Here is a 23,163-nt window from a genome sequence, read left to right as displayed (position 1 = left end):
GCGAAATCGTCAGCGCCTCTCCGGAGAGGGTAATCTTCCTAAAGTGTTTGGAATCAACGGCCCGGAGTTTCTCCTTCTGCTGCTCATCGGCATTCTGGTGATCGGCCCCCAGCGCCTGCCCGAATACACCCAGAAACTGACAAACCTCGTTCGGGAACTGCGGCGGATGGCGTCCGGTGCGCGGGAACAGATCAAGGAAGAAGTCGGCATAGACATCGATGATGTCGACTGGAGGAAGTACGATCCCCGTCAGTACGATCCCCGGCGCATCATCAGGGAAGCCCTGCTCGAAGACACCACGAAGGCAGTAAGCCCCGGCGGGCCCGCAGTTGCCGCCGCCGGCGCGGCCGTGTCCGGGGCCGTGGACCAGTCTGCATCGCGGCCCGGCCGAACCGTCGAACGGTTGCCCGACGGCGAGGCCGCGCCGTTCGACACGGAAGCCACCTAGGGCCTCATCCGGCCTGGGTTTCGACGGCCCAGTCACTGGAGTCGGATTTCGGCCTCCCCTTACCGGGGCTGGACGTCCAGCTTCATTTCCGTCAGGCCACGCGGCCTTGACGCCAGTTTGCCGGCGATGGCGGACAACGCCGCCGCGGCGGGTGTTTCGGGGCGGCCGAGGACGATCGGCTGGCCCGAATCCCCGCCCTCCCGCAACAGTATGTCGAGCGGGATCTGTCCGAGAAGCGGTACCGGCGTGCCCGTCGTGGCACTTAACCGTTCGGTGAGCAGCTGCCCGCCGCCGCTTCCGAACAGCTCCATCCGCCCGCCGTCGGGCATTTCGAGGTGGGACATGTTCTCGATGACGCCGGCCACTGTCTGCCCGGTCTGGGTGGCAATGGCCCCGGCACGCTCGGCGACGTCGGCGGCGGCAGCCTGCGGGGTGGTGACCACGAGGATTTCGGCTTTGGGAAGCAGCTGGGCAACCGAGATCGCGATGTCGCCGGTGCCCGGCGGCAGGTCGAGGAACAGCACGTCGAGGTCGCCGAAGTAGACGTCGGTAAGGAACTGCTCCAGTGCGCGGTGCAGCATGGGACCCCGCCACGCCACTGGCTGGTTGCCGGCGACGAACATGCCAATCGAGATGACCTTCACGCCGTACGCCACAGGGGGAAGGATCATGTCATCCACCCGGGTGGGGGCCTGGGTAATGCCCATCAGGCCCGGTACGGAGAAGCCGTAGACGTCCGCGTCCACGATCCCCACCCGGAGGCCCTGGGCGGCCAGGGAGCAGGCCAGGTTCACTGTCACCGATGATTTGCCCACGCCGCCCTTGCCGCTGGCCACGGCAAACACCTTGGTCAGCGATCCCGGCTGGTTGAACGGAATGCCCCGTTGGCCACCCGGGCCCCGAAGCTGTTCCTTGAGGGCATCGCGCTGGGCCTGCGTCATCACCTTGAGTTCGACCTTGACGGCGGTGACACCGGGTACGCCCAGCAAAGCGGCCTCCGAATCCTTCGTGATCGTGTCCCGCAGGGGGCAGCCGGCGATGGTGAGCAGCACCGACAGACGGACGGTGCCGTCGTCGGAAATTTCCACGGAATCAACCATGCCGAGCTCCGTGATGGGACGGCGCAGCTCGGGGTCGATAACGGTAGCCAAAGCAGCGTTTACTGCCGGGGCGAGGGACGTGCTCATGCTGTGGATGCTCAGCTTTCGGGGGAGGTGGGGCGTGGCTCGGTTGACCGGCTCTGGCGTGGCTTGTCAGGCTTGACCTTGGGGATCTGCTGGGTCCGCGGACTGCGCTGCCGCTTTTCCTTGAGTTTTTCCCGGACCAGCTCCCGCGGCGACTCGTGGCTGCCTTGCCCGGTCGCATCGTGGCTGCGGAGTTCCTCCTGCGCCTCAACCAGGTCCTCCAGGAGGCTGCGCAGCTCGGCCCGGACGTAGTCGCGGGTAGCCACTTCCCGCAGCGCGATCCGCAGCGACGCCAGCTCCCGGGTCAGGTATTCGGTGTCGGACAAATTGCGCTCGGCGCGCTGGCGGTCCTGCTGGAGGGAGACGCGGTCGCGGTCGTCCTGGCGGTTCTGTGCCAGCAGCAGCAGCGGTGCCGCGTAGGAGGCCTGCAGCGAGAGCATCAGCGTCAGGAGCGTGAAGCCGAGCTCCACTTTGTCGAACTGCCAGTCAGTGGGCGCGAACGTGTTCCAGGCCAGCCAGAAAACGCAGAACACCGTCATGTAGAGCAGGAACTGCGGCGTGCCCATGAAACGGGCGAAGCCCTCCGTGGCGTGGCCGAAGGCGTCCGGGTCCGGCGAGAATTTCGGCAGGATGCGCTGACGCCCGCTCAGGGGCGTGTCCAAGCTGCCTTTGCCGGCGGCCTTGTCCCGTCCCCGTGCCTTTGCAGTATTTTCAGCCAATGCGGCCTCCAAGCCTTCTGATCGGAGCCTCGCCGTCATTTGCCCGCCAGTCATCCGGAAGCAGGTGGTCAAGGACGTCGTCGACGGTGACTGCCCCAACCAGACGGCCGGCCTGGTTGACCACCGGAAGGGAGTTCAAATTGTAGGTGGCAAGGGTGCGGGCAACTTCGCTGATGTGGGCCTGGTCCGAGAGCGGCTCCAGGTTTTTGTCAACCAGGTTGCCCAGGGGTTCGAACGGCGGGAACCGCAGCAGCTGCTGGATGTGGACCACCCCCAGGAATCTGCCGGTGGGAGTTTCCAGCGGCGGCCGGGCAATGAAGATGGAGGAGGCGAGGGCAGGGGACAATTCCTCGCGGCGGACGTGGGCGAGGGCTTCGGCCACCGTGGCCTCGGGCGGCAGGATGACGGGAACAGGGGTCATCAGACCGCCGGCGGTGTCTTCGTCGTATTCGAGGAGGCGGCGCACGTCCTCTGCACCTTCCGGCTCCATCAGCTGCAGCAGCTCTTCGGCCTGCGCGGACGGCAGTTCGCCGAGGAGGTCGGCGGCGTCGTCGGGGTCCATCTCCTCCAGGACATCGGCCGCGCGCTGGACGTCGAGCGCGGAGAGGATCTCCACCTGGTCGTCCTCCGGCAGCTCCTGCAGCACGTCGGCAAGCCGTTCGTCCTGGAGTTCGCTGGCCACTTCGAACCGCCGCTTGTCGCTCATCTCCTGCAGTGCCTCGGCGAAGTCGGCAGGCTTGAGGTCCTCGTGATTGGCGACGAACTGCGTGGCGGCCTGTGGCTCGGTCTTGGCACCCTGGTGCGCGTCCGCCCAGTCGATGATCATGGTTTCGTTGCGCCGGAGCCTGCTCAGCGGGGCCAGTGAATGGCCGCGCCGGACGAACAGCTTGCTGACGAACCAGTCGCCTGAACGGTGCTGGTCCATGGCGATGTCCTCGATGGTGGCATCACCGCTGCCGTCACGCAGCGTCACGCGCCGGTCGAACATCTCGGCGACCACGAGGGTCTCGGCGCCGCGCTGTTCGAAGCGGCGCAGGTTGACCAGTCCGGTGCAGATGATCTGCGTCTGGTCGATGGACGTAATCCGGGTCATGGGAACGAAGACGCGCTTCTTGCCGGGCACTTCGACGACGATGCCCACCACATGGGGTGCGCCGCGGCTTCCGCGGGAGAGCACGACGACGTCGCGAAGCCGCCCCAGGCGGTCGCCCAGGGGGTCGAAGACGTCCAGTCCCAGAAGTCGCGCCACGAAGACGCGTGTAGGATTTGTGCTCACCCCTACAGGCTACCGAGTCTGCTCTCTTTTAGCTGAATTTCAGCTCGCACACATCCTTATGGGCAAGAATGGGTGTATGTCAAACATTTTTGGTGGTCCCAAGGGCGTCCCGAACGGCTCCGACGAATCCCGGGCAGTCCCCACCGGGGACACCGTCGGCACGTATACCTCCTACCTGGACGCCCAGAAGGCTGTCGACTACCTCGCCGATCAGCAGTTCCCGGTGCACATGGTGTCCATCGTCGGCAATGAGCTGAAGATGGTGGAACGGGTGACGGGACGGCTCAGCTACCCTCGAGTGGCCCTCTCGGGTGCTTTGAGCGGCATGTGGTTTGGCCTCTTCGTCGGTGTCATGCTGTCGTTCTTCACACCGGCTGGCGGGACGTTCTCGATTATCAGCTCAGTCCTCATGGGCGCGGCGTTCTTCATGCTGTTCGGGATCGTCACTTACGCCATGCAGCGCGGAAAGCGTGACTTTACGTCGACGAGCCAGGTGGTTGCGACCAACTATGATGTCGTGGTCTCCTTCGAGGCCGCACACGAGGCCCGCCGGCTGCTGCAGCAGCTGCCGATGACGCCGTCCGACGCCACGGCCGGCGCAGGGCCGTCGCACTACACAGGGCCTTCCAATTACACCCAGAGTGACTACCACAACCAGCCGTACCGGCAGCCCGGCCAGTCCGGTCAGCCTGGGCAGCCCGCCGAGCCCGGCCGGCACCAGGGCCCGTACCAGGGCCAGGCGCCCCAGCGGCCGGCCGGTTGGAACGACCCCTACGGCCAGCGGACCCAGGACGCCCAGGGACAATACCCCGAGTCCCAGGTTCCAGGGTCCCAGGCGCAGGGCGCACCGGTTCCGGGCGCACCGCAGTACGGGGCTGTCGAGGGCCAGGCCGGCCAGCCCGGCCGCGCCCCGGAAGGCGTCGGGGCCCAGGACGCCGGGCAGCGCGCTGGCCAGCGTCCGGCATCTGTTCGTTACCCCGACCTGCCTGATGGCCGCCCGCAGTACGGCGTGCGCGTCAACGACGCCAACCACCCGGCGCAGGGCGAGGACGAGAAGCGTTAGCGCTTGGCGAGCCGACAGGGAGGGGCACTGGAGAAATCCGGTGCCCCTCCCTTTTCGCTTGTAGAGCCTGGCTGGCCGCAAACCCGGCGGGGGCTAACCCTTGCCGTTGGCCTCCTGCCAGATGCCCGCCATCCAGGCTTCGACGTCGTCGGCAGTGCGGGGGAGCGCGGCGCTGAGATTGACCGGGCCCTCGGCGGTCATCAGGATGTCGTCCTCGATCCGGATGCCGATTCCGCGGTATTCCTCCGGGATGCCGAGATCCTCGTTCTTGAAGTACAGGCCCGGTTCGATGGTGAAGACCATGCCTTCGGCGAGCACCCCGTCCAGGTACAGCTCCCGCTTGGCCTGGGCGCAGTCGTGAACGTCAAGGCCCAGGTGGTGGCTGGTGCCGTGCGGCATCCAGCGCCGGTGCTGCTGCCCCTGGTCGCTGATGGCCTCTTGGACGGGAACCGGAAGGAGCCCCCATTCGGCAAGGCGTTCCGCCAGGACGGTGGTGGCCGCAGTGTGGATGTCCCGGAAGCGCGTGCCGATCTGCGCGGCGGCGAATCCGGCGTCGGCGGCGTCGAGAACGGCTTCGTAGATTTTGCGCTGGATGTCAGAGAACGTACCGGTGGCGGGCAGGGTGCGCGTGATGTCCGCGGTGTACAGGGAATCGGCTTCGACCCCGGCGTCCACGAGAAGGAGGTCACCGGCATGGATCCTGCCGGTGTTCCGGGTCCAGTGCAGCACCGTGGCGTTGTTGCCGGAGGCGGCGATCGTGTCGTAGCCGAGCTCGTTGCCTTCCTCGCGGGCGCGGGCAAAGAAAGCTCCCTCCACAACGCGCTCGCCGCGGAAATGGGTCAGTGCCCGGGGAAGGGCCTTGACTACTTCGACGAAGCCTTCCACCGTGGCGGCCACGGCGGTCTGCAGCTGCTCCACCTCCCATTCGTCCTTGATCAGGCGGAGCTCGGAGAGGGCCTCGGACAGTTTCTCGTCGAGGGCGTCCAGCACGCCCAGATCCAGGTTGTCCGGATCCTTGGCGGTGTTGTAGCGCGCCGTGTCCACGAGGGCGTCGATGTTCTCGTCCACCTTGCGCACCAGACGGATGGAGATGCCGCCGATTTCCGGGGCGCCTACGTTCTTGGTGATGGCCATTTCGAGCTCGTCGATGTGTGCCGTCGGCAGGCCGAGGCGGGCTTCGAACTCCGCCAGAGTGGGGCGTGCGCCGATCCAGAACTCGCCGGACCGTGAATCGGCGTAGAACTGCTCGGTGTCCCGTCCGGCCAGCGGGCGGAAGTAGAGCGTGACGCGGTGGTTACCGCCGTCGTCCCCGGTGCCTTCCTCGACCGGTTCGAAAATGAGCGCGGCGTCAGGCTCATGGTCCAGGCCCAGACCCGTCAGGTGCGCGAAGCCAGAGTGTGGCCGGAAACGGTAGTCGCAGTCGTTGGAGCGGACCTTGAGCGGACCGGCCGGCACCACCAGGCGTTCGCCTTTGAACTGGCCGGAGATGACGCGCCGGCGGCGGGCGGCGTGGTCAGCCACGGCGTCACGCTCAGGGGTTACCTGCGGGGACGGGGCCCAGTTGCTGGCCATGAAGGCCTTGAAGGCCTCGGAACTGGGCCGCTGCGAGCGGTTGTTGACCCGCTCCTCGAGAGGCTGGGAGACTTTATTTTCACCGTTGTAGGTGTCTTCTGCATCGTTCACCGTCCCATCGTCTCACCAGCCCCGCAGCTGAGGCCAACGTCGTACCCGCAGGGGGAACCACACCCAGAACTGCTGGGGAACGGCGTGGGGAACCACAGCCAGAACGGAAGGGGAACCAGCCTGTCCGGGCCGGGGGAGGCCCGCCATCTACTAGGCTGGGCTGGTGAGGATAGATCTGCACGCCCACTCAAATGTTTCCGACGGCACGGAGGCGCCGGCCGAGGTCATGGCTGCCGCCGCGGCGGCGGGGCTGGACGTCATCGCACTGACCGACCACGATTCCACTGACGGCTGGGCCGAGGCCTCCAGCGCGGCGCTCGAATACGGCGTGGCGCTGGTCCCCGGCATGGAGATCTCCTGCCGGACGGAGCAGGGAATCAGCGTGCACCTCCTCAGCTATTTACACGACCCCACCCACACCGGGCTGCTGGATGAGATCACCAAGGCCAAGGATGCGCGGCAGACGCGGGCCGAACGCATGGTGACGCTGCTCGCTGAGGACTACCCGCTGAGCTGGGATGATGTGATTCACCATGTCGCGCCGGGGGCAACGCTGGGACGGCCGCACATCGCCGATGCGCTCGTGGCCGCCGGAGTGGTGGCGGACAGGTCCGAAGCCTTCACCTCCATCCTGACCTCGCATTCGCGGTACTTTGTGCAGCACTACGCGCCTGAGCCGGCGCTCGCCGTCGAGCTTGTCCGTGCAGCCGGAGGCGTCCCGGTCTTTGCCCATCCGGTGGCGTCCTCGCGCGGGCGCGTCGTGGGGGAGCGCACGTACCGGGACATGATCGACGCCGGACTCGCAGGCCTCGAGGTGGACCACCGCGACAACTCCGAGGAAGGCCGCGAGTTTCTGCGCGGCCTCGCGGCCAGGCACGGATTGCTCATTACGGGCTCATCGGACTACCACGGCGCCGGCAAACCCAACCGGCTGGGGGAGAACCTCACGTCACCCGAGGTGTTTGGGCGAATGGAGGAGCTCGCTACCGGCACCGCGGTCATTCGCTGACCGCGCCCCGTATAGCTAGTTACGTGGGTAGGACTTGAACTCGGCGTGCGTGCCGAGCCGCTTGGCCATGACGTCGATGGCTGGCTGGTTCTGGTCCACGCACACGAACCGGCGTCCCATCTTCGCGGCCACTGCGCCGAGGGTGCCGGACCCGGCGAAGAAGTCCAGGCACCAGTCGCCGGGGCGGCTGGAAGCGGCGACGACCCGCCGCACCAGGCCTTCGGGTTTCTGGGTGGGGTAGCCGGTCTTCTCCTTGCCCGTGGGCGAGACGATGGTGTGCCACCAGACGTCGGTGGGCAGCTTGCCCAGCTCACGCTTCGCGGGTGTCACCAGCCCCGGGGCCATGTACGGTTCCCGGTCCACCTCGGCGCTGTCGAAGTGGTACCTGGCGGGGTTCTTGACGTAGACGAGTATGTTGTCGTGCTTGGTAGGCCAGCGGTATTTGGCGCGCGCGCCATAGTCGTAGGCCCAGATAATCTCGTTGAGGAAACACTCCCGGCCGAAGATGGCGTCCAGCATGACCTTGGCGTAGTGCACCTCGCGGTAGTCCAGGTGCAGATACAGGGTGCCGTCGTCGGCAAGCAGGCGCCAGGCCTCCACCAGACGGGGTTCGAGGAAGGACCAGTAGTCGCTGAACGCGTCATCGTAGCGGTGCAGGGCGCCTTTGATGGTGTCGTAGGAGCGGCCTTTGAAGCCGACCCGGTCGCCGTCGCCGTCGGCGTTCAGCACCATTTTGGTTTCCTGGCGCTGCTGGGCCCGGCCGGTGTTGAACGGCGGGTCCACGTAAATGAGTGTGAAGGCGCCGTCCGGCAGCGTGGGGAGGAATTCCGCGTTGTCCGCGTGAACCACCAGGTTGCTGCCGTCCGGCGCCCAGACAGGTTCAGTCATTGAGGCTGTTAGGCCTCGGTGCTGCCCGGCTGTGAGCCGGTTGATGTGGACTCGCCGCCAGCCACGACCTCGCCGTTGCGGCGGCGGGTACGCGTGCGGGTGCGCCGCGCGCGGGTGGGCTGCTCGGCACTTGTTCCGGCTGCGGTGGCGGTTGCCGCCGCAGCAGGTGCGGTGCCGGCGTCAGCCGCGTCAGAGGAACGACGACGGCGGTCCCCCGACCGTCCGCCCGTTTCGTCGCTGCGACGCCCGCCGGAGCGTGCCGTCTCGCGACCACCGGAGCGGCTGCTGTCGCGTCCGCCGCGGGAGACCTTCTTGCCGGTCTCGCCGAGGTCCTCCAGGACCTCCGCGTCCACGCCGGCCAGCGTGCGCTTGCTGCGGGGGAGACGGCCCTTGGTGCCTTCCGGAATGTCCAGGTCCTCGAAAAGGTGCGGCGAGGAGGAGTACGTTTCGATGGGCTCGGGGACGCTCAGGCCCAGCGCCTTGTTGATGAGGCCCCACCGCGGCATGTCGTCCCAGTCCACGAACGTCACGGCGGTGCCCTTGTTGCCGGCGCGGCCGGTGCGGCCCACCCGGTGCAGGTAGATCTTCTCGTCCTCGACGCACTGGTAATTGATGACGTGCGTGACGTCGTCGACGTCGATGCCGCGGGCTGCGACGTCGGTGGCCACCAGGACGTCCACCTTGTTGTTGCGGAAGGCCCGGAGTGCCTGTTCGCGGGCACCCTGGCCGAGGTCGCCGTGGATGGCCGCCGCGGCGAAACCGCGGTCAACGAGTTCCTCAGCCACCTTGGCGGCGGTGCGCTTGGTCTTCGTGAAGATGATGGTGCGTCCGCGTCCGCGGGCCTGGAGGATGCGGGCGACGACTTCGGTCTTGTCCATGCTGTGCGCACGGTAGATGAGCTGGCGGATGTCGCGCTTGGTGAGGCCTTCATCGTCCGGATCGGCAGCCCGGATGTGTGTCGGCTGGGTCATGTACCGCCGGGCCATGGCGATCACGGGGCCGGGCATCGTTGCCGAGAACAGCAGTGTCTGGCGGACCGGGGGCGTACCGGCGATCAGGGTCTCGACGTCGGGCAGGAAGCCGAGGTCCAGCATTTCATCGGCTTCGTCCAGCACAACGATCTTGACGTTCTTCAGCACCAGGTGGCGCTGCTTGTAGAGGTCGATCAGGCGTCCGGGCGTACCCACGACGACTTCCACGCCCTTCTGCAGCGCCTCGATCTGAGGCTCGTAGGCACGGCCGCCATAGATGGTTGCGATGCGGGCGTTGCGCTTCCGGGAAGCGGTCTGTAGATCGTTGGCGACCTGTACAGCGAGTTCGCGGGTCGGCACGATCACGAGCGCCTGCGGGGCGCCCTGGGCCGGCAGCTTCTCGAAGCCCGGGTCGTCCTGGCCCACCACGCGCTGCAGGGCGGGAATGCCGAAGCCGAGGGTCTTGCCGGTACCCGTCTTGGCCTGGCCGATGATGTCGTGGCCGGACAGGGCCACGGGCAGGGTCATCGCCTGAATGGGGAAGGGATGGGTGATGCCGGCGTCGGCGAGGGACTCGACAATGTCGGGGCGAACGTTGTAGTCCGAGAAGGACTTCTCTGCGATCTCGTGCGGTTTCTCATCCGAGATGATGGTCTCTTCCGGCTCAATGGTCTCGGTTCCGGAGTCATCGGAGAGCAGTTGGTGGGTATGCAATTCACTCACAGTGGAGTTTCCTTATTCATTTGGGCATTGGCGCCGCATGCTCAACGGCCGGCCGGATGGGCCGATCCGGAGCACACTCAGGCGCGCAAGCAATTCCAGTGGAAGCCGATCGCGGGCTATCTAAATGCTGGCACTGGGGACCAACGGGTCTGTCTCAAGATCGCGTAGGGGCGGGCTTGTTGATTCAAAATAAACGAAATCAACGACCGGGCATCCATTTCTACCCCTTCAGTCTAGCCTGTGCCTCAGACTCAGCCGACCAGCTCGAGATGCACGTCGCGTGTGGCGATGTCCGAGGAAAGCAGCCGGACCCGCACCCGGGTACCGGGTTCCATTTCGCCGGCGCAGCGGGCGGTGACTGCAGGCTCGGCGATCTGGACGATGCCGGACGGGCCACCGCCGTTGGGGCCTTTGCCGTTCCCGTTGCCATTGTTGCCGCCGGAGCCGTTGTTCTTAGTGGGTTTGGACCCAGAGATCACCACGGCGTCGAACTCTTGGCCGATGTGGTTGATGAGCAGCGCCGCCTCCACCGTGTCCAGTGCCAGACGCTCCATCTTGGCGGCCAGTTGGTCGGAGGCGGCCATGATCTCCGGCAGGGACGGCAGTGCTTCCCGCGCCCACGCCGGCACGGGGCGGTTGTTGCTCAGCGCCTCGCAGATGACCAGGACGAAGCGGTCGATCAGCCGCCGCAGGGGTGCCGTGGTGTGGGCGTAGGCCGTGCCGATGGCGGACTGGATGGCGTCGTCGGGCACCGTTCCGTCAAAGTACGTGTAGCCGGCCCCGCGGAAGAGCATTCCGGCCGAATGCATGATGGCCAACTGCCGGTGGTCGGTGGGATCCAGCGTGCGCAGGTACTCTCCGTAACTGACCGTTCCGTCCCACGGCTTCCCCAAGGCGGCCGTCTGGCGCCGGAAGTGGCCGAGGGACCGTTCGTCCGGCGCCGGCATGGTGCGGAGGATACCCACCTTGCCGTCGAGCATCATCGAGGCGGCGGCCATGCCGGTCATCAGGGAAATCTGGGCGTTCCAGTCCTCCACCGGAAGCTGCGGCGCCGCCACAATCCGGTAGCCGCCGTCGGGAAGCTGCACGATCTCCTGCTCGGGCATGTTCAGGCTGGCGCCGCCGCGGGCCCGTTCGAGCTCCACGCGCTTGAGTCCCACTTCGCGCAGGAGCTGCAGCACGGGCGAGGCAGTCCCGGCATCCAGTTCTGCCTGGACGCCCTTGTAGTTGAGCTTTGCCCGGCTGCGGACCATGGCCCGACGCACCAGCACGGAGACAACCTCGGCCGCCGCATCGAGGTCGAACTCCCAGACGAACGCCGAACACAGCTGGCCGGCGAGCAGGCTGCCAGCGTTCTCGCTGATCACCTCCGGGTGCAGGGGGATGCGGCCGTCCGGAGCGTAGAAGGTCTGGCCGCGGCGGCGGGTTTCGGCGTCGAGGGCACCGCCGGGAACTACGAAGGACGGCACGTCAGCGATGGCGTAAAGGATCCGGTAGCCGTCTGCGGACCGCTCAATGAAGAGTGCCTGGTCGAGGTCCGTGGACGACGGCGGATCGATGGTCAGGAATTCGACGCCGGTCAGGTCCAGCTCCGGGAGCCGCCGCCGCGCCACGGCCGCTTCGGCCTCCCGCAGTACGTGGTCGGCGAACTCCCCGGGAAGCTCCAGCTCCGTCCGCAGCGCACTCAGGGCCTCGGCCAGGGCGTTGGTCTGTTCGTGGACGCTGGGGGACAGGCGATGATGTGGCACGAAAATCAGGTTAGTCCGATTTCCGCAGTTAGTCTTGGGTTATGGGCACATCCTCGGCTGACACCGCTCACTACGATCGTTTCGTCGCTGACCTGTTCGGTGTGATGGCGTACGGGGAGCTTTCCGCCTTCGAACGGCTCTCATCAGACGCCCGCTACTCCCCGACACTCCATGACCGCGCCGTGCTCGGCCGGATTGCCGTCATCGAGTTCCAGCATTACGAGCTGGTAAGCAAAAAGCTCGCGGACATGGGCGTGGATGTCGAGGACGCGATGGTGCCGTTCCAGGCCGCCGTGGACCACTTCCATGAACGGACCCGGCCTGCCGACTGGTACGAATCCCTGATGAAGGCCTACGTGGTGGATACGGTCTCGGCCGATTTCTACCAGGCCGTGGCCCGCTATGTGGATCCCGGGACCCGGGAGTTGATCCAGCAGATCCAGGCGACCGAGGAAGCAACGGCCGTGCTGAGGGAGCGGTTGCGGGTGGCCCTGGCCGATGACCCCCGGCTGGCCTCCCGCCTGGCGTTATGGGGCCGGCGGCTCCTGGGTGAAGCGCTCACCCAGGCCCAGCGGGTGGGTTACGAACACGCCTTCCTGACCGAGCTGATCACGGCAGCCGACAGCGGTGCGGACCATGCCGCGGCCAGGGAACTGGTGCAACGCCTCACCAGGGAACTCGCGGAAAACCATTCCAAGCGGATGGTGCAGCTTGGGCTGAGCGGCTAGGGCGTAATTGGGTGCTCCGGCAGGAGCGCCACGGGCTATGTGTCGGTGCATTCCATCGCGGCGTTTTTGTCGGTGGCTGATGTCATGCTGTGGGAATGGATGGCAGGGCAGCCGGGGACACGTTGGAGGGCATCGAGGCCTCTGTCGCTGCGCTGGCTGCTGTTGCCGGCCGCGGCGGCGGCACCGTGGCTTCGAGCGGTGCTGACCTTTTTACGGGTGCTGATCCTCTGGCCGGTGCTGACCCTCTGGCAGGTGCTGGCCCGTTTGCGGGTGCTGATCCTGTGCGGGACTGGGCGGAGGCGTGTCTGGATGGTCTGGCGGAGGTTGGCAGGTTGGAAGCCCGGGTGGCCGCGTTGAAGGTTCAGTTCGCGGCCGGGTACGCCGCTGCTGCCGAGGCGCTGGCGGCGCCGGCCGGTTCGCCGCAGGAGCGCACGGCCCAGGAGATGGCGGTGACCGCTGAGGTTGCGTGTGTGCTGACGGTGGGCGAACGCGGTGCCGGTGCGCTGCTGTCCGAGGCCCGCGCCCTGACCACCGGGCTGCCGTTGACGCTGGCCGCGCTGCAGGAAGGGAGTATTTCCTGGCAGCACGCCAGGGTTCTGTGTGATGAAACCTCAGGGCTGGAGCCTGCCGCTGTGGCCGCCCTGGAAGCCCATTTCCTGGGAACAGACTCCCTGGGCCCTGATCTTCCGGGCCAAGGAGTCCTGGATCCTGATCTTTCGGGTACGGGTGTTTCCGGGCGTGCGCGGGGTTGCCTGGCAGGGGAGTTGGTGCCGGGCAGGTTCCGCGCCAGGGCGCGTGCCTGGCGGGAGCGGCACCATCCGGTGGGCATCGAGGCCCGCCACCGCAGGAGCGTGAAGGACCGGCGGATGGAGTTCGTGCCGGACCGGGACGGCATGGCGTGGCTGTCGGTGTACTTGCCCGCGGACACCGCGGCGGGCATCTGGGCACGGGCCACCGAGGCCGGGCGCGCCCTGCAGGGTCCTGGAGAATCCCGGACCCTGGCGCAGCTGCGCGCGGACGTCACCGCCTGCTGGCTGCTGGGCGGTGTGGCGGAGGGTATCCCGTCCCCCGCGGCGCAGGTCCTGGTCACCGTGCCGGTGTTCTCGCTGCTGGGGGCCGGTGAGGAACCGGCCGCGCTGGACGGGTACGGGCCGATCCCGGCGTCCATGGCCCGCAGGCTTGTCGCGAACGGGGCCGGGTCGTTTCTGCGGGTGCTGACCGATCCGCGTGACGGGGCGCCGCTGGAGATCGGCCGGAGCAGCTACCGTGTGCCGAAGGCGATGCGGCAATGGCTGCGGCTGCGGGACGGCCGGTGCCCGTTTCCCGGCTGCAGCAACCAGTCCCTGGATAACGAGGCGGATCATCTACTGGCCTGGTCCGCAGGCGGCGGGACCGGTATCAGCAACCTTGGCCAGCCGTGCCGGAAGCACCACCGCCTCAAACACACCACGCCCTGGCAGCCGGTCGAGGCGACCCGTGACAGTCCGCCCGGCTGGATCTCACCCACGGGACGGTCCTATCCAAGCGAAGAACAGGACCGGGAACCCCCACGCTGGCCCCACAACCCAGACTCCGGCAACCTCGAGCCCGGCAACCTCGAGCCCGGCAACCGCGAGCCGGACAACCCCGAGCCGGACAACCCCGAGCCGGACAACCCCGAGCCGGACAACCCCGCCAGCTTCGACCCACCTCTGCCCGCGGACCCCTTTCCCGACTGGGCACAGTTCACGGCCGCCTAGAGTGACCCTTCTAGTGGCATAGCCAGATCATGACCGCGCAGAGGACGACGACTGGCGATCCTCGGCGTCCGCTCCCTCGGTACCGGCTGTTCCGGCGTCCAGGGCAGCAATCAGTTCCGCCGCGGCGGCCGCCGGGTCCGGTGCCTCGGTGATGGCCCGGACCACCACGATGCGCTCTGCGCCCGCCGCGACCACCTGTTCCACGTTGCTGAGATCGATCCCGCCGATGGCGAACCACGGAACACTCCGGCCGCTTTCCCCGCCGGCACTGCCGACAGCTCCGGCCGCATACCGGACGAGATCAAGTCCGACGGCGGCCCTCCCGGGTTTGGTGGGGGTGGCCCACACCGGTCCGACGCAGAAGTAGTCAGGGCCCTGCGGTGCCTGTGCGGCCGCGATGGCGGCATCAATCTGGTCGGGGGAGTGGGTGGAAAGCCCGATCGCCGCTGAGTCGTCCAGCAGCTTCCGTGCCGAGGGCAGCGGCAGGTCCTTCTGGCCGATGTGAAAGACCGGAGCCTCCGCCAGCGAAGCGATGTCCGCCCGGTCATTGACGGCCCAGAGCCGGCCATGCCGGGAAGCGGCCTGGCGCAGTACTGCCAGGAGTTCGAGTTCTTCCGCCGCCTCGATGGTTTTGTCCCTCAGCTGGATGATGTCCACTCCACCGGCAAAGGCCGCATCGACGAAATCGGCGAAGTCGCCGCGCTCCTTACGGGCATCGGTGCAAAGGTACAGGCGGGCTTCATGGATGTCAGGCACGGTCATGGCAACCAGCCTAGTTCCTCTAAACTGGGCTGGTACCGCGGGAGCCCGCTGCAGCTGTCACAAAAGGCGCAGGGCTGAGAGGGCGTAAGAGCCGACCGCTTGACCTGATCCGGTTAGTACCGGCGTAGGGAAGGATTTCCATGAATCTTGGAACCGGCGGGAACAATTCTGCCGTATCGCTGATCCACGCCGATGTGGCTGTGATTGGCGGCGGTGTGATCGGCCACGGGATCGCCTGGGAGGCGAGACGCTCCGGACGGTCCGTGGTCCTCATCGACAAGGAGCCCGGGACAGGCGCGAGCTGGGCTGCCGCGGGGATGCTGGCCCCTGTCAGCGAGCTGCATTACCAGGAGGAGGAACTCCTGGAGCTCATGCTCGAATCCTCGGCCCGGTGGCCCGACTTCGCGGCGGCGCTCACCGGTGACGGTGCCTGCCGCGACACGGGGTATCTGGCGACGCCGACCATCGCTGTGGGCGCGGACCCTGCCGACCGCCGCGCACTGATGGACCTGCGTGAAGTTCAGCTGGCCGCCGGTCTGGCAGTCGACCCGCTGACCATCCGTGAGGCGCGGCTGCGGGAGCCGCTGCTGAGCCCCGGCATTTCCTGCGCGCTGGACATCCCGGCGGACCATCAGGTGGATCCTCGGAAGCTGGTGGCGAGTATTGCAGCTGCCTTGGCCTGCCATGAACCCGGCTCGCGGACTGCCGTGGCCGGCGCCGAGAACGGCTACGCGGTCCGTGACAACGCGGTAGGTCTGCTCTGGGACAGGGGCCAGGACGACAGGGGCCAGGACAACGGACAGGACGGCGGACGGGTCACGGGTGTCCGGCTTGCAGGCGGCGGCGGCGTGCTGGCCGCTGAAACTGTGGTGGCAAACGGTCTCGGGGCCGCCTCGTTGGACGGGCTGCCGGAGGGACTGAATCTGCCCCTGCGATCGGTGTACGGCGATATTCTCAGGCTCAAGGTTCCGGACCGGCTCCGTCCGCTGCTGACTGCTACCGTCCGGGGCATGGTCCGCGGAATCCCCGTCTACCTTGTTCCACGGCAGGACGGCACTGTGGTTATTGGCGCCACCCAGCGGGAGGACGGACAGGCCGCGCCCAGCGCCGGCGGTGTCTACCAGCTGCTCAGGGATGCCCAGGTGCTGGTGCCCGCGGTAGCCGAACTGGAGCTGCTCGAGGCGACGGCACGGGCGCGGCCGGGAACGCCGGACAACGCCCCCCTGCTGGGCCGTGTTGCCGCCGGATCCAAATCTGGCGCCCGTTCCAAACCCGCGGCCGGATTTAAACCCGCCGCCGGCTCCGAAGCTTCCGGCGGCGATCAGGGGCCCGACGCAGTGGTGCCCGGGCTGATCATCGCCACCGGGTTCTTCCGGCACGGGGTCCTGCTGACGCCCGCCGCCGCCGTCATCTGCCGCGAGCTGATGGACGGCGTGGAGGACAGCCGCTGGAAGGCCTTCCGTCCCGGTCGGTTCTCCACCGAACGGACGGGCGGAGCGGGCAGCGCCCCGCCGGTCACTGCCGCTTCGAACACAGTCACATTTGACCAGGAGAAGGAACCCGCATGAACATCACACTGAACGGCAACGCCCACGCTGTGGGGGCAGGCGCCTCCGTCACCACGCTTGTCAGCGAGGTCACCGGGCGGGACCTGGCCGCCAACGGACACGCCACCGACGGCCAGCGGCTCGGGGTAGCAGTGGCACGCAACGCGGAGGTAGTGCCCCGCAGCCTGTGGCACAGCACGGCACTCTCCGAGGGCGACGAGATCGAGCTTGTGACGGCAGTTCAGGGAGGATAAGGACCATGACTGAAACAAAGGCAACACCGCCGGGAACGGAAGATCAGCCCGGAACCGTGGCGGACGCAGCTGACCGCCTCGTCATTGACGGCGTTGAACTGACCTCGCGGCTCATTATGGGCACGGGCGGCGCCCCGAGTTTGGACGGGCTGGGGGCGGCGCTCCTGGCATCCGGCACGGAACTGACCACTGTGGCCATGCGGCGCTATTCGCCGGCCGAGACAGGGTCCCTGTTCCAGCTGCTCCTGGACCACGACATCCGCGTGCTCCCAAACACCGCGGGCTGTTTTACCGCCCGCGACGCCGTCATGACGGCAGAGCTCGCCCGCGAGGCCTTGGAGACTGACTGGGTGAAGCTGGAAGTCATCGCCGATGAACACACCCTCCTGCCGGACGCAGTGGAACTCGTGGACGCCACCGAACAGCTGGTCAACCGCGGGTTCAAGGTCTTCGCCTACACGAATGACGATCCCGTCCTGGCGTTGCGTCTTGAAAACCTGGGCGCCGCGGCGGTCATGCCGTTGGGCTCGCCCATCGGCACAGGCCTGGGGATCCTCAATCCCCACAACATTGAACTGATCGTCTCGCGTGCCTCCGTCCCGGTAGTCCTGGACGCCGGCATAGGCACCGCATCGGATGCCGCCCTGGCCATGGAGCTCGGCTGCGATGCCGTGCTCCTCGCCACCGCCGTGACCCGGGCGCAGAACCCGGCACTCATGGGCGAAGCCTTCAAACACGCCGTTATCGCCGGTAGGCTGGCGAAAGCGGCCGGGCGGATCCCGCGCCGCGAGCATGCACTGGCGTCATCGGCCATGGAAGGCCGGGCAGAGTTCCTCTAGTCCGGACACCCGGGGCCCCGCGGCACGGCAGGCTCACCCCACGAACCCGCGCCAAGGAGGCAGCCGTGGCCGCCAGGGACGACATCCTCACCCGCCCCCAGATCGACGCGGCACTCGCGGACCTGCCGGACTGGCGTTACCGCCTCGGCGGCCTGGTGACCGTCTTTAAAACGCCGACGGCGGCCGGCGCGCTTGCGCTGATTGCCGACGTCGGGCGCCTTGCCGAGGAAAGTGACCACCATCCCGACCTGGATTGGCGCTACAACCGGGTGTTCATCCGGTTCAGCTCCCACGACGTCGGAGGCGAGGTAACGGCACGTGACACCGGCGCCGCGGCGTCGGTCAGTCAAGCTGCCGCGGCGGCAGGCGCGGAGGCCCAGCCGGGCCTGTACCGGTCCGTGGACATCGGCATCGAGACAGCGGACGCAGGCGAGATCTCTGAGGTCTGGCGCGTCGCGCTGGGCTACCGCAAGGGCCGGTTCGGGCACCTCGTGGACCCGTACGGCCGTGGCCCCGGAGTATCGTTCCGGCAGGGGCCGACGCCGGACGGTAACCGCCTCTACGTAGACATCCACCGGTCCAAGGCCGAATCGGGCCCTGTCCTGGAGAAGGTGGCGGCGACGGGCGCCTCAACGAACAGTGACCACGCACCCCATCGGGTGGTGGTCACTGATGTTCAAGGAAACCAGTTGTGCCTCTGCACCGAGGAAGGCCACGGACCGGACCTCGGGGAGTGATCACCGGGGCCCAAGCGGCTACTTCTTAAGAGCTGCCGTGAGCCGTTGCGTGTCCCGTTTTGCGCGCAACCTGCCCAGGTAGCCAGCCACCGCCACGGCCGCAGCCGCGCCAGCCACCATCGGAAGAATCCACGGAATCCAGGTCAGCCCTGGCTGGTAGCCAAGGCCGGCGGCCATGCAAATGATCCACGCAAGCATCCCCACTGCCGTGGCCACGCCGGCCGGCAGGAACATGCCGTACTTGGCGTGGCGCCGGTCATTCGCCCAGACGATGAAGCCTGCAGCCACGGTGACCAGTGCGACGATAACGAGGGACAGCACGTCCTGTCCTAGAGTGCGCCGAAGCCGACCCGGCGGACTTCTTCCGCGCCGATCTCGACGTAGCCCAGCACGTTGGCCGGCACAATGATCTGGCGGCCCTTCTCGTCGCTCAGGCGGAGCTCGGTCCCCTTGGCGAGGGACTCTGCCACGACCTTGGCCACAGCGTCAGCATCCTGGGCCGATTCCAGCACAATTTCGCGGCCGATGTTCTGAATGCCGATCTTTACTTCCACAGCAAGGCCTCCCAGCCAATCAAGGTTGATGCAATTCCAAAGGGTAGTTCTCCCTTTGTAGTCTAGGTCTCCTTGGGGAAGCGAGAGATTCCGCGCCAAGCTAAACGGTAGATCAGGTCGCTGGCCACATCGATGTCCAGGTTCCCGTCGGTTTCGAGCCAGTAGCGCGCGCTCACCTGGGCCATTCCGGCCAATGCCCGGCCAAGCAGCTGCGCTTCCAAATGCGGCAGCTTCGTGTCTTCGGCGATGACGTGCGCGATGGCATCGGCAAAGGTCTTGTTGAAGGTCTCCAGGCGTGAGCTGACGTCCGGATCGTTGATCAGGTCCGATTCGAAGACGAGCCGATGCGCCTGGTCATCGCTGTCGATAAAGCGGTAATAGGCCCGCATGACGGCCTGGACCCGCTCCTTGTTATCGGTGGTGGAGTTCAGTGCCCCCATCATGAGGTCGGTGAGGACACCGAGGTGGCTGTCCAGGAGTGCCAGGTACAGCTCGCGCTTAGAGGGAAAGTGCTGGTAGAGCACCGGTTTGCTCACATGGGCCGTTTCCGCGATCTCATCCATGGCGGCACCGTGGTAGCCGTTGGCAACGAAGACCTCCTGGGCGGCATTCAGCAGCTGGGCACGGCGTTCATCGCGGGGCAGCCTGGCTGACCGCTGCCCGGTGGCGCGGGTTGCGCCTGCAGGGGACTGCGTACCCTGGGGTCGGTCAACCGGTGCATCGTGAATCACTGTGGGCCTTCTTTCCGTTTCAGTTAAATTCACTTTACCCGGAGGTAATATGACCCAGCGGTATCTTCGGGCATACATTGAAGTATGGCTTTTCCGTCCACTGCAAACACTGCAAATGCAACCCGCACCTTACCGGCTCCCCTCGTCGAACCGGCGCCGGGCCTTTCGCCAGATGAGGTGGAGCGCTACTCCCGGCATCTCATCATTCCGGAGATCGGCGCACTCGGCCAACGCCGCCTGAAGAACGCCCGCGTGCTGGTGATTGGGGCCGGCGGACTCGGCTCGCCGGCCCTGCTCTACCTCGCCGCTGCCGGCGTGGGGACCATCGGGATCATCGACGACGACGACGTTGACCTGAGCAACCTGCAGCGCCAGATCATCCACGGCGTCGCAGACGTTGGGCGGCCCAAAATCGAGTCGGCGCGCGATGCCATCGCGGCCCTGAACCCGCTGGTGGACGTTCGCCTGCACGACGTCAGGCTGGACTCCTCCAACGCCCTGGAGCTGTTTTCTGGCTACGACCTCATCCTTGACGGGGCAGACAACTTCGCCACCCGTTACCTGGTCAACGATGCCGCGGCCATCCTCGGGAAGCCCTATGTCTGGGGTTCGATCTTCCGTTTCGACGGCCAGGTCAGCGTGTTCTGGGAAAAGCACGGCCCCACTTACCGGGACCTGTATCCGGAGGCTCCGCCGGCGGGTTCGGTGCCCTCCTGTGGCGAGGGCGGAGTGTTCGGGATGCTGTGCGCGGCGGTCGGATCCCTGATGGTGACGGAGGCAGTCAAGCTCATCACCGGCGTCGGGCGTTCCCTGCTCGGCCGCGTGGCGCTCTATGACGCCCTGGGAGGCAGTTGGCGCGAAATCAGGGTGGCGAAGGACCCGGCAGCCCCTCCGATCACCGAGCTGACGGACTACGAGGCATTCTGTGGAATCACCCCGCCGGAAGCCACCGACACGGAACACACCGTTACTGCCACGCAGCTGGCCACGATGCTGGCCTCCCGCGAGGCGGGACTGAAGGACTTCGAACTCGTTGACGTCAGGGAGGCGGGGGAGTTCGACATCGTCAGGATCAACGGCTCCGTCCTCATCCCGCAGGGCAGGATCCTCTCCGGCGAGGCGTGGGGCGAGCTGCCGCAGGACAGGGACATTGTCTTCCACTGCAAGTCGGGGGCGCGGTCCTCCGCGGTGCTGTCCGCAGCCAGGAAGGCCGGCTACCGGCGCGTGAGCCATCTCGACGGCGGCATCCTCGCCTGGGTCAGGGATGTGGAGCCCCAGAAGCCCGTTTACTGACGAAGCCGTTTTACTGACGGGAGCGCCAGGCAGGGGAGAAACGCTCACGGCCGCTGCACGCCGCTTGCCAGCGGCGGCAGCGACAGGACCTGTGTCCGGCCATGCCACAGATCGGTGTATTCCAGCTCCATGCCTGAGGAGCCGGAGGGGGCCAGATAGCTGATCCAGTGGTGTTCCGTTGTTCCCGGGGCGATGGTCCCGGAGTTGCGGCCGGCGTCCTGGGGAGTGACAGTAGTGGCGGACGGGGCCAGTTTCAGTCGGAGCTGGCCGGGGCTGAACAACACCGGCTCCGGACTCGAGTTGCCCAGCTCCACCTCAACCAGGACCACGTCGCCCCACGTGAGGTTCACCGGCTGTGGCCACCGCGGATCCGCCGGGGCTCCGCCGTCGTGGCCGTGAGGGTCCGCAGGGACGTCTGTCACGCTCGCGGCGTGCTGAAAGGCACCCGCTGCCAGCGCAGCACTCCCGGCCCGGGCGCCGGGCCCGCTGAGCCGGGCAGCTGCGGCCTCCACAGAGCGGAACGCCCGGTGGCCCTGCGCATCCAGCCGGGCGAGGCGGCCCGCCCGGGTGACGGACAGGGAACCAAAGGCCGTCTCCATGCGCGTGGCTGCAAGGGGGGAGCTGCGGGACACCGCGCCGTAGGTCCCGCCGGCCATCAGCAGGACAGCGCCGCCTCCGACAAGCAGTCCGAACTGGCGGCGGCTCAGGACCGGGATGGAAATCGTGCGGGAATCAGGATTCACTGCTCGCACCCCCAATAGGTTTCACAAGTGACATCCATGCTCCGCATGGAGCCTGTGGAAACCTTGCAGGATCCTTGGAGACCGGCAGCAGCGCAGCGGCAGCACGAGAAGACGGCACGGGGAGGGGCGGATTCTGGAGCGGCGGACTCTGGAAGTGAGGCCCCCCGCTTAGGCCGAGTTCCTCTGGGCCTCTGCTTCGGGAAGCCCGGCGGCGGCAAGCTGGACGTGGTCAACCGGGCACTCGGCCTTGGGTGCGGCGGCGGGCTGTTCCACGGTGATGCCGTACAGGGTTTCCAAGGCGGCCACATAGTCGTCCTGCTGGCCGTTGGCGGCCAGCTCCCTGGCCCGGACAGTGGGCACGTGGAGCAGCTGCTTCACCATGCGGCGCAGGGCGAACTCGACTTCTTCGGCCGCGGCAGTGCAGCCGTGACGGGCCCGTACCTTCTCCATCTCCGCGTCCAGCACATTCATGGTGTGGCGGCGGAGTGCCACGATGGCCGAGTCCACGGACCGTGCCTCGCGCTCCTGTTCAAAAGCCGCCGCGGCGCTGGAGACGATGCTGCTGGCCTGGGCCAGGGATTCCGCCTGCTCCTCGGGAGCGGCGAGGCGGACAGATTCCAGCGTGAGGAGCTCAACGCCGTCGAGCTCTCCGACCGCAGGATCAAAATCGTGCGTCAGTGCCAGGTCGATGGCGATCAGGGGACGGGTGGATCCGGCACGAACCTCGGCCAGTTCCGCCGCCTCAACCCTGGTGTCCGATCCACTGCAGCCGATCATGACGTCGGCGGCGGCAACGGCTGGGTGGAGCGTGTCGCCGTCGAGCGCCGTTCCGCCGCGCGTTGCCACGAACGTGGCCGCGCGGCCGGAGGACGAAAAGACGGAGATGTCGCGGCAGCCGCGCTCCCGCAGGAGGGCCATGGTGGCGCCTGCGTAGGCGCCGGTGCCGAAGACCACAACTTTCTTAGTGGTCCAGTCCGGATCTTCGGAGAGATCTGTGGCGAGGTCAAGGGCCACGGAGACGATGGACAGGCCGCGGGATCCGAGGGCGGTCTGCGCGCCGACGTCCTTGGCCGTCTTGGACGCAGCCTGGAAGAGCCGGATCAGTCCGGAGCTGGCCGTGCCTTCGTGCTGCGCCGTGATCAGGGCCCGCCGCACCTGGCCCGCGATTTCGCGTTCACCGACGACAGCGGAGTCCAGGCCCGAGCTGACGGCGAACAGGTGATGGCTGACCTCGGGGCCGGTCCGCGTACTAAAGGACCGGGATACGAGCTGTTCGCTGAGGCCGCTCATCTCGCTGATCTGCCCGACCAGCGCGGCGCGGGCGGCTTCGACGTCGTCCGCGTGCGCCGCCTCGCCGTAAATCTCATAGCGGTTACAGGTGGCAAGGACAACCGCACCCGTCACTGCCGGCGATCCGGCGAGGACGGATGTAGCGATGCCTGAGGAACCGTTGCTAAGTTGAGCGACGGTTTCGAGGTCGATGTCGGCGTGTGTTGCCACCAATGAAAAAAGAACCACAGCAGG

Annotated in this window: 23 protein-coding genes and 1 riboswitch; of the genes, 10 read left to right on the top strand and 13 right to left on the bottom strand. The window is 67.0% G+C overall.

The genetic code is table 11. The annotated features are described in order from the left end of the window. Positions 1–43 precede the first annotated feature (43 nt). Positions 44–448, top strand: coding sequence for a twin-arginine translocase TatA/TatE family subunit (locus tag ACIP90_RS09165; protein ID WP_400578744.1), 405 nt, complete (start codon positions 44–46; stop codon positions 446–448). A gap of 59 nt (positions 449–507) precedes the next feature. On the opposite strand, the gene ACIP90_RS09160 is transcribed toward ACIP90_RS09165, so the two are convergent. Genes ACIP90_RS09160 through ACIP90_RS09150 form a run of 3 tightly spaced genes read right to left on the bottom strand, consistent with a single transcriptional unit; the run spans position 508 to position 3,627 of the window. Then, on the bottom strand, positions 508–1,635 hold the full coding sequence (locus ACIP90_RS09160) for an Mrp/NBP35 family ATP-binding protein (RefSeq protein WP_400578742.1): 1,128 nt from the start codon (positions 1,633–1,635) through the stop codon (positions 508–510). Between the two features lie 11 nt (positions 1,636–1,646). Continuing rightward, positions 1,647–2,390 carry a DUF1003 domain-containing protein gene (locus ACIP90_RS09155; protein WP_400578741.1) on the bottom strand — a complete coding sequence of 248 codons (744 nt, stop codon included), beginning with the start codon at positions 2,388–2,390 and terminating at the stop codon, positions 1,647–1,649. Next, positions 2,344–3,627 (bottom strand): magnesium transporter MgtE N-terminal domain-containing protein, encoded by a 1,284-nt coding sequence (locus tag ACIP90_RS09150; RefSeq protein ID WP_400578739.1) that lies wholly within the window; start codon positions 3,625–3,627, stop codon positions 2,344–2,346. Before ACIP90_RS09150 ends, ACIP90_RS09155 begins: the two co-directional genes overlap by 47 nt. Before the next feature lie 76 nt (positions 3,628–3,703). On the opposite strand from ACIP90_RS09150, the gene ACIP90_RS09145 reads away from it, so the two are divergent. Next, positions 3,704–4,690 (top strand): general stress protein, encoded by a 987-nt coding sequence (locus ACIP90_RS09145; protein WP_400578737.1) that lies wholly within the window; start codon positions 3,704–3,706, stop codon positions 4,688–4,690. 93 nt (positions 4,691–4,783) lie between these two features. Here the strand turns inward: ACIP90_RS09145 and ACIP90_RS09140 are convergent, their stop codons facing one another. Beyond that, the gene (locus ACIP90_RS09140; RefSeq protein ID WP_400578735.1) at positions 4,784–6,373 is read right to left on the bottom strand and encodes an aminopeptidase P family protein; all 1,590 of its coding nucleotides are present in this window, start codon (positions 6,371–6,373) and stop codon (positions 4,784–4,786) included. A 163-nt stretch (positions 6,374–6,536) separates the two neighbouring features. On the opposite strand from ACIP90_RS09140, the gene ACIP90_RS09135 reads away from it, so the two are divergent. Beyond that, a complete protein-coding gene (locus ACIP90_RS09135; RefSeq protein WP_400578734.1) occupies positions 6,537–7,382 on the top strand; it encodes a PHP domain-containing protein in 846 nt (281 codons plus the stop codon). A gap of 15 nt (positions 7,383–7,397) precedes the next feature. Here the strand turns inward: ACIP90_RS09135 and ACIP90_RS09130 are convergent, their stop codons facing one another. The 3 genes from ACIP90_RS09130 to ACIP90_RS09120 form a co-directional block, all read right to left on the bottom strand. Beyond that, entirely contained in the window at positions 7,398–8,270 is an 873-nt protein-coding gene (locus ACIP90_RS09130; RefSeq protein ID WP_400578732.1) for a DNA-methyltransferase, read from the bottom strand. An 8-nt stretch (positions 8,271–8,278) separates the two neighbouring features. Beyond that, complete coding sequence (locus tag ACIP90_RS09125) at positions 8,279–9,964, bottom strand: DEAD/DEAH box helicase (protein WP_400578730.1); 1,686 nt, start codon at positions 9,962–9,964, stop codon at positions 8,279–8,281. A gap of 251 nt (positions 9,965–10,215) precedes the next feature. Continuing rightward, a complete protein-coding gene (locus ACIP90_RS09120; protein WP_400578728.1) occupies positions 10,216–11,712 on the bottom strand; it encodes an RNB domain-containing ribonuclease in 1,497 nt (498 codons plus the stop codon). A gap of 41 nt (positions 11,713–11,753) precedes the next feature. Here ACIP90_RS09120 and ACIP90_RS09115 point away from each other — a divergent pair, with 41 nt between their 5' ends. Continuing rightward, on the top strand, positions 11,754–12,440 hold the full coding sequence (locus tag ACIP90_RS09115) for a ferritin-like fold-containing protein (protein WP_400578726.1): 687 nt from the start codon (positions 11,754–11,756) through the stop codon (positions 12,438–12,440). A gap of 95 nt (positions 12,441–12,535) precedes the next feature. Beyond that, positions 12,536–14,179: a DUF222 domain-containing protein gene (locus ACIP90_RS09110; protein WP_400578724.1), complete on the top strand. Its 1,644-nt coding sequence runs from the start codon at positions 12,536–12,538 to the stop codon at positions 14,177–14,179. Positions 14,180–14,206: 27 nt separating this feature from the next. On the opposite strand, the gene thiE is transcribed toward ACIP90_RS09110, so the two are convergent. Further along, positions 14,207–14,941, bottom strand: coding sequence for a thiamine phosphate synthase (thiE, locus tag ACIP90_RS09105; RefSeq protein WP_400578722.1), 735 nt, complete (start codon positions 14,939–14,941; stop codon positions 14,207–14,209). Positions 14,942–14,968: 27 nt separating this feature from the next. After that, positions 14,969–15,089: riboswitch (TPP riboswitch) on the top strand. On the opposite strand from thiE, the gene ACIP90_RS09100 reads away from it, so the two are divergent. From ACIP90_RS09100 to ACIP90_RS09085, 4 genes are all read left to right on the top strand, one after another. Then, a complete protein-coding gene (locus ACIP90_RS09100; RefSeq protein ID WP_400578720.1) occupies positions 15,082–16,509 on the top strand; it encodes an FAD-dependent oxidoreductase in 1,428 nt (475 codons plus the stop codon). It overlaps the preceding riboswitch by 8 nt. Next, the gene (thiS, locus tag ACIP90_RS09095) at positions 16,506–16,742 is read left to right on the top strand and encodes a sulfur carrier protein ThiS (RefSeq protein WP_400578718.1); all 237 of its coding nucleotides are present in this window, start codon (positions 16,506–16,508) and stop codon (positions 16,740–16,742) included. Before ACIP90_RS09100 ends, thiS begins: the two co-directional genes overlap by 4 nt. A gap of 5 nt (positions 16,743–16,747) precedes the next feature. After that, a complete protein-coding gene (locus ACIP90_RS09090) occupies positions 16,748–17,581 on the top strand; it encodes a thiazole synthase (protein ID WP_400578716.1) in 834 nt (277 codons plus the stop codon). Positions 17,582–17,646: 65 nt separating this feature from the next. Next, positions 17,647–18,318: a 4a-hydroxytetrahydrobiopterin dehydratase gene (locus ACIP90_RS09085; protein ID WP_400578714.1), complete on the top strand. Its 672-nt coding sequence runs from the start codon at positions 17,647–17,649 to the stop codon at positions 18,316–18,318. Positions 18,319–18,336: 18 nt separating this feature from the next. On the opposite strand, the gene ACIP90_RS09080 is transcribed toward ACIP90_RS09085, so the two are convergent. The 3 genes from ACIP90_RS09080 to ACIP90_RS09070 all read right to left on the bottom strand — a co-directional run bounded on the left by ACIP90_RS09080 (position 18,337) and on the right by ACIP90_RS09070 (position 19,681). After that, positions 18,337–18,639 (bottom strand): hypothetical protein, encoded by a 303-nt coding sequence (locus tag ACIP90_RS09080; protein ID WP_400578711.1) that lies wholly within the window; start codon positions 18,637–18,639, stop codon positions 18,337–18,339. Positions 18,640–18,647: 8 nt separating this feature from the next. Then, complete coding sequence (locus ACIP90_RS09075) at positions 18,648–18,872, bottom strand: DUF3107 domain-containing protein (RefSeq protein WP_205655431.1); 225 nt, start codon at positions 18,870–18,872, stop codon at positions 18,648–18,650. A gap of 62 nt (positions 18,873–18,934) precedes the next feature. Next, a complete protein-coding gene (locus tag ACIP90_RS09070) occupies positions 18,935–19,681 on the bottom strand; it encodes a TetR/AcrR family transcriptional regulator (RefSeq protein ID WP_400578709.1) in 747 nt (248 codons plus the stop codon). 6 nt (positions 19,682–19,687) lie between these two features. On the opposite strand from ACIP90_RS09070, the gene moeB reads away from it, so the two are divergent. Then, entirely contained in the window at positions 19,688–20,896 is a 1,209-nt protein-coding gene (gene moeB, locus ACIP90_RS09065) for a molybdopterin-synthase adenylyltransferase MoeB (RefSeq protein ID WP_400578707.1), read from the top strand. A gap of 44 nt (positions 20,897–20,940) precedes the next feature. On the opposite strand, the gene ACIP90_RS09060 is transcribed toward moeB, so the two are convergent. Both ACIP90_RS09060 and ACIP90_RS09055 read right to left on the bottom strand, forming a co-directional pair. Next, entirely contained in the window at positions 20,941–21,639 is a 699-nt protein-coding gene (locus ACIP90_RS09060; RefSeq protein ID WP_400578705.1) for a DUF4352 domain-containing protein, read from the bottom strand. Positions 21,640–21,807: 168 nt separating this feature from the next. After that, positions 21,808–23,157, bottom strand: a complete 1,350-nt coding sequence (locus ACIP90_RS09055; protein WP_400578704.1) for a glutamyl-tRNA reductase — start codon at positions 23,155–23,157, stop codon at positions 21,808–21,810. Positions 23,158–23,163: the final 6 nt, after the last annotated feature.

This window comes from Arthrobacter sp. NPDC093139 (assembly GCF_044754165.1).
Lineage (GTDB): Bacteria > Actinomycetota > Actinomycetes > Actinomycetales > Micrococcaceae > Arthrobacter.
The sequence above is the reverse complement of the archived record's forward strand: the minus strand, read 5'-3'. Positions and strand labels throughout refer to the sequence as shown.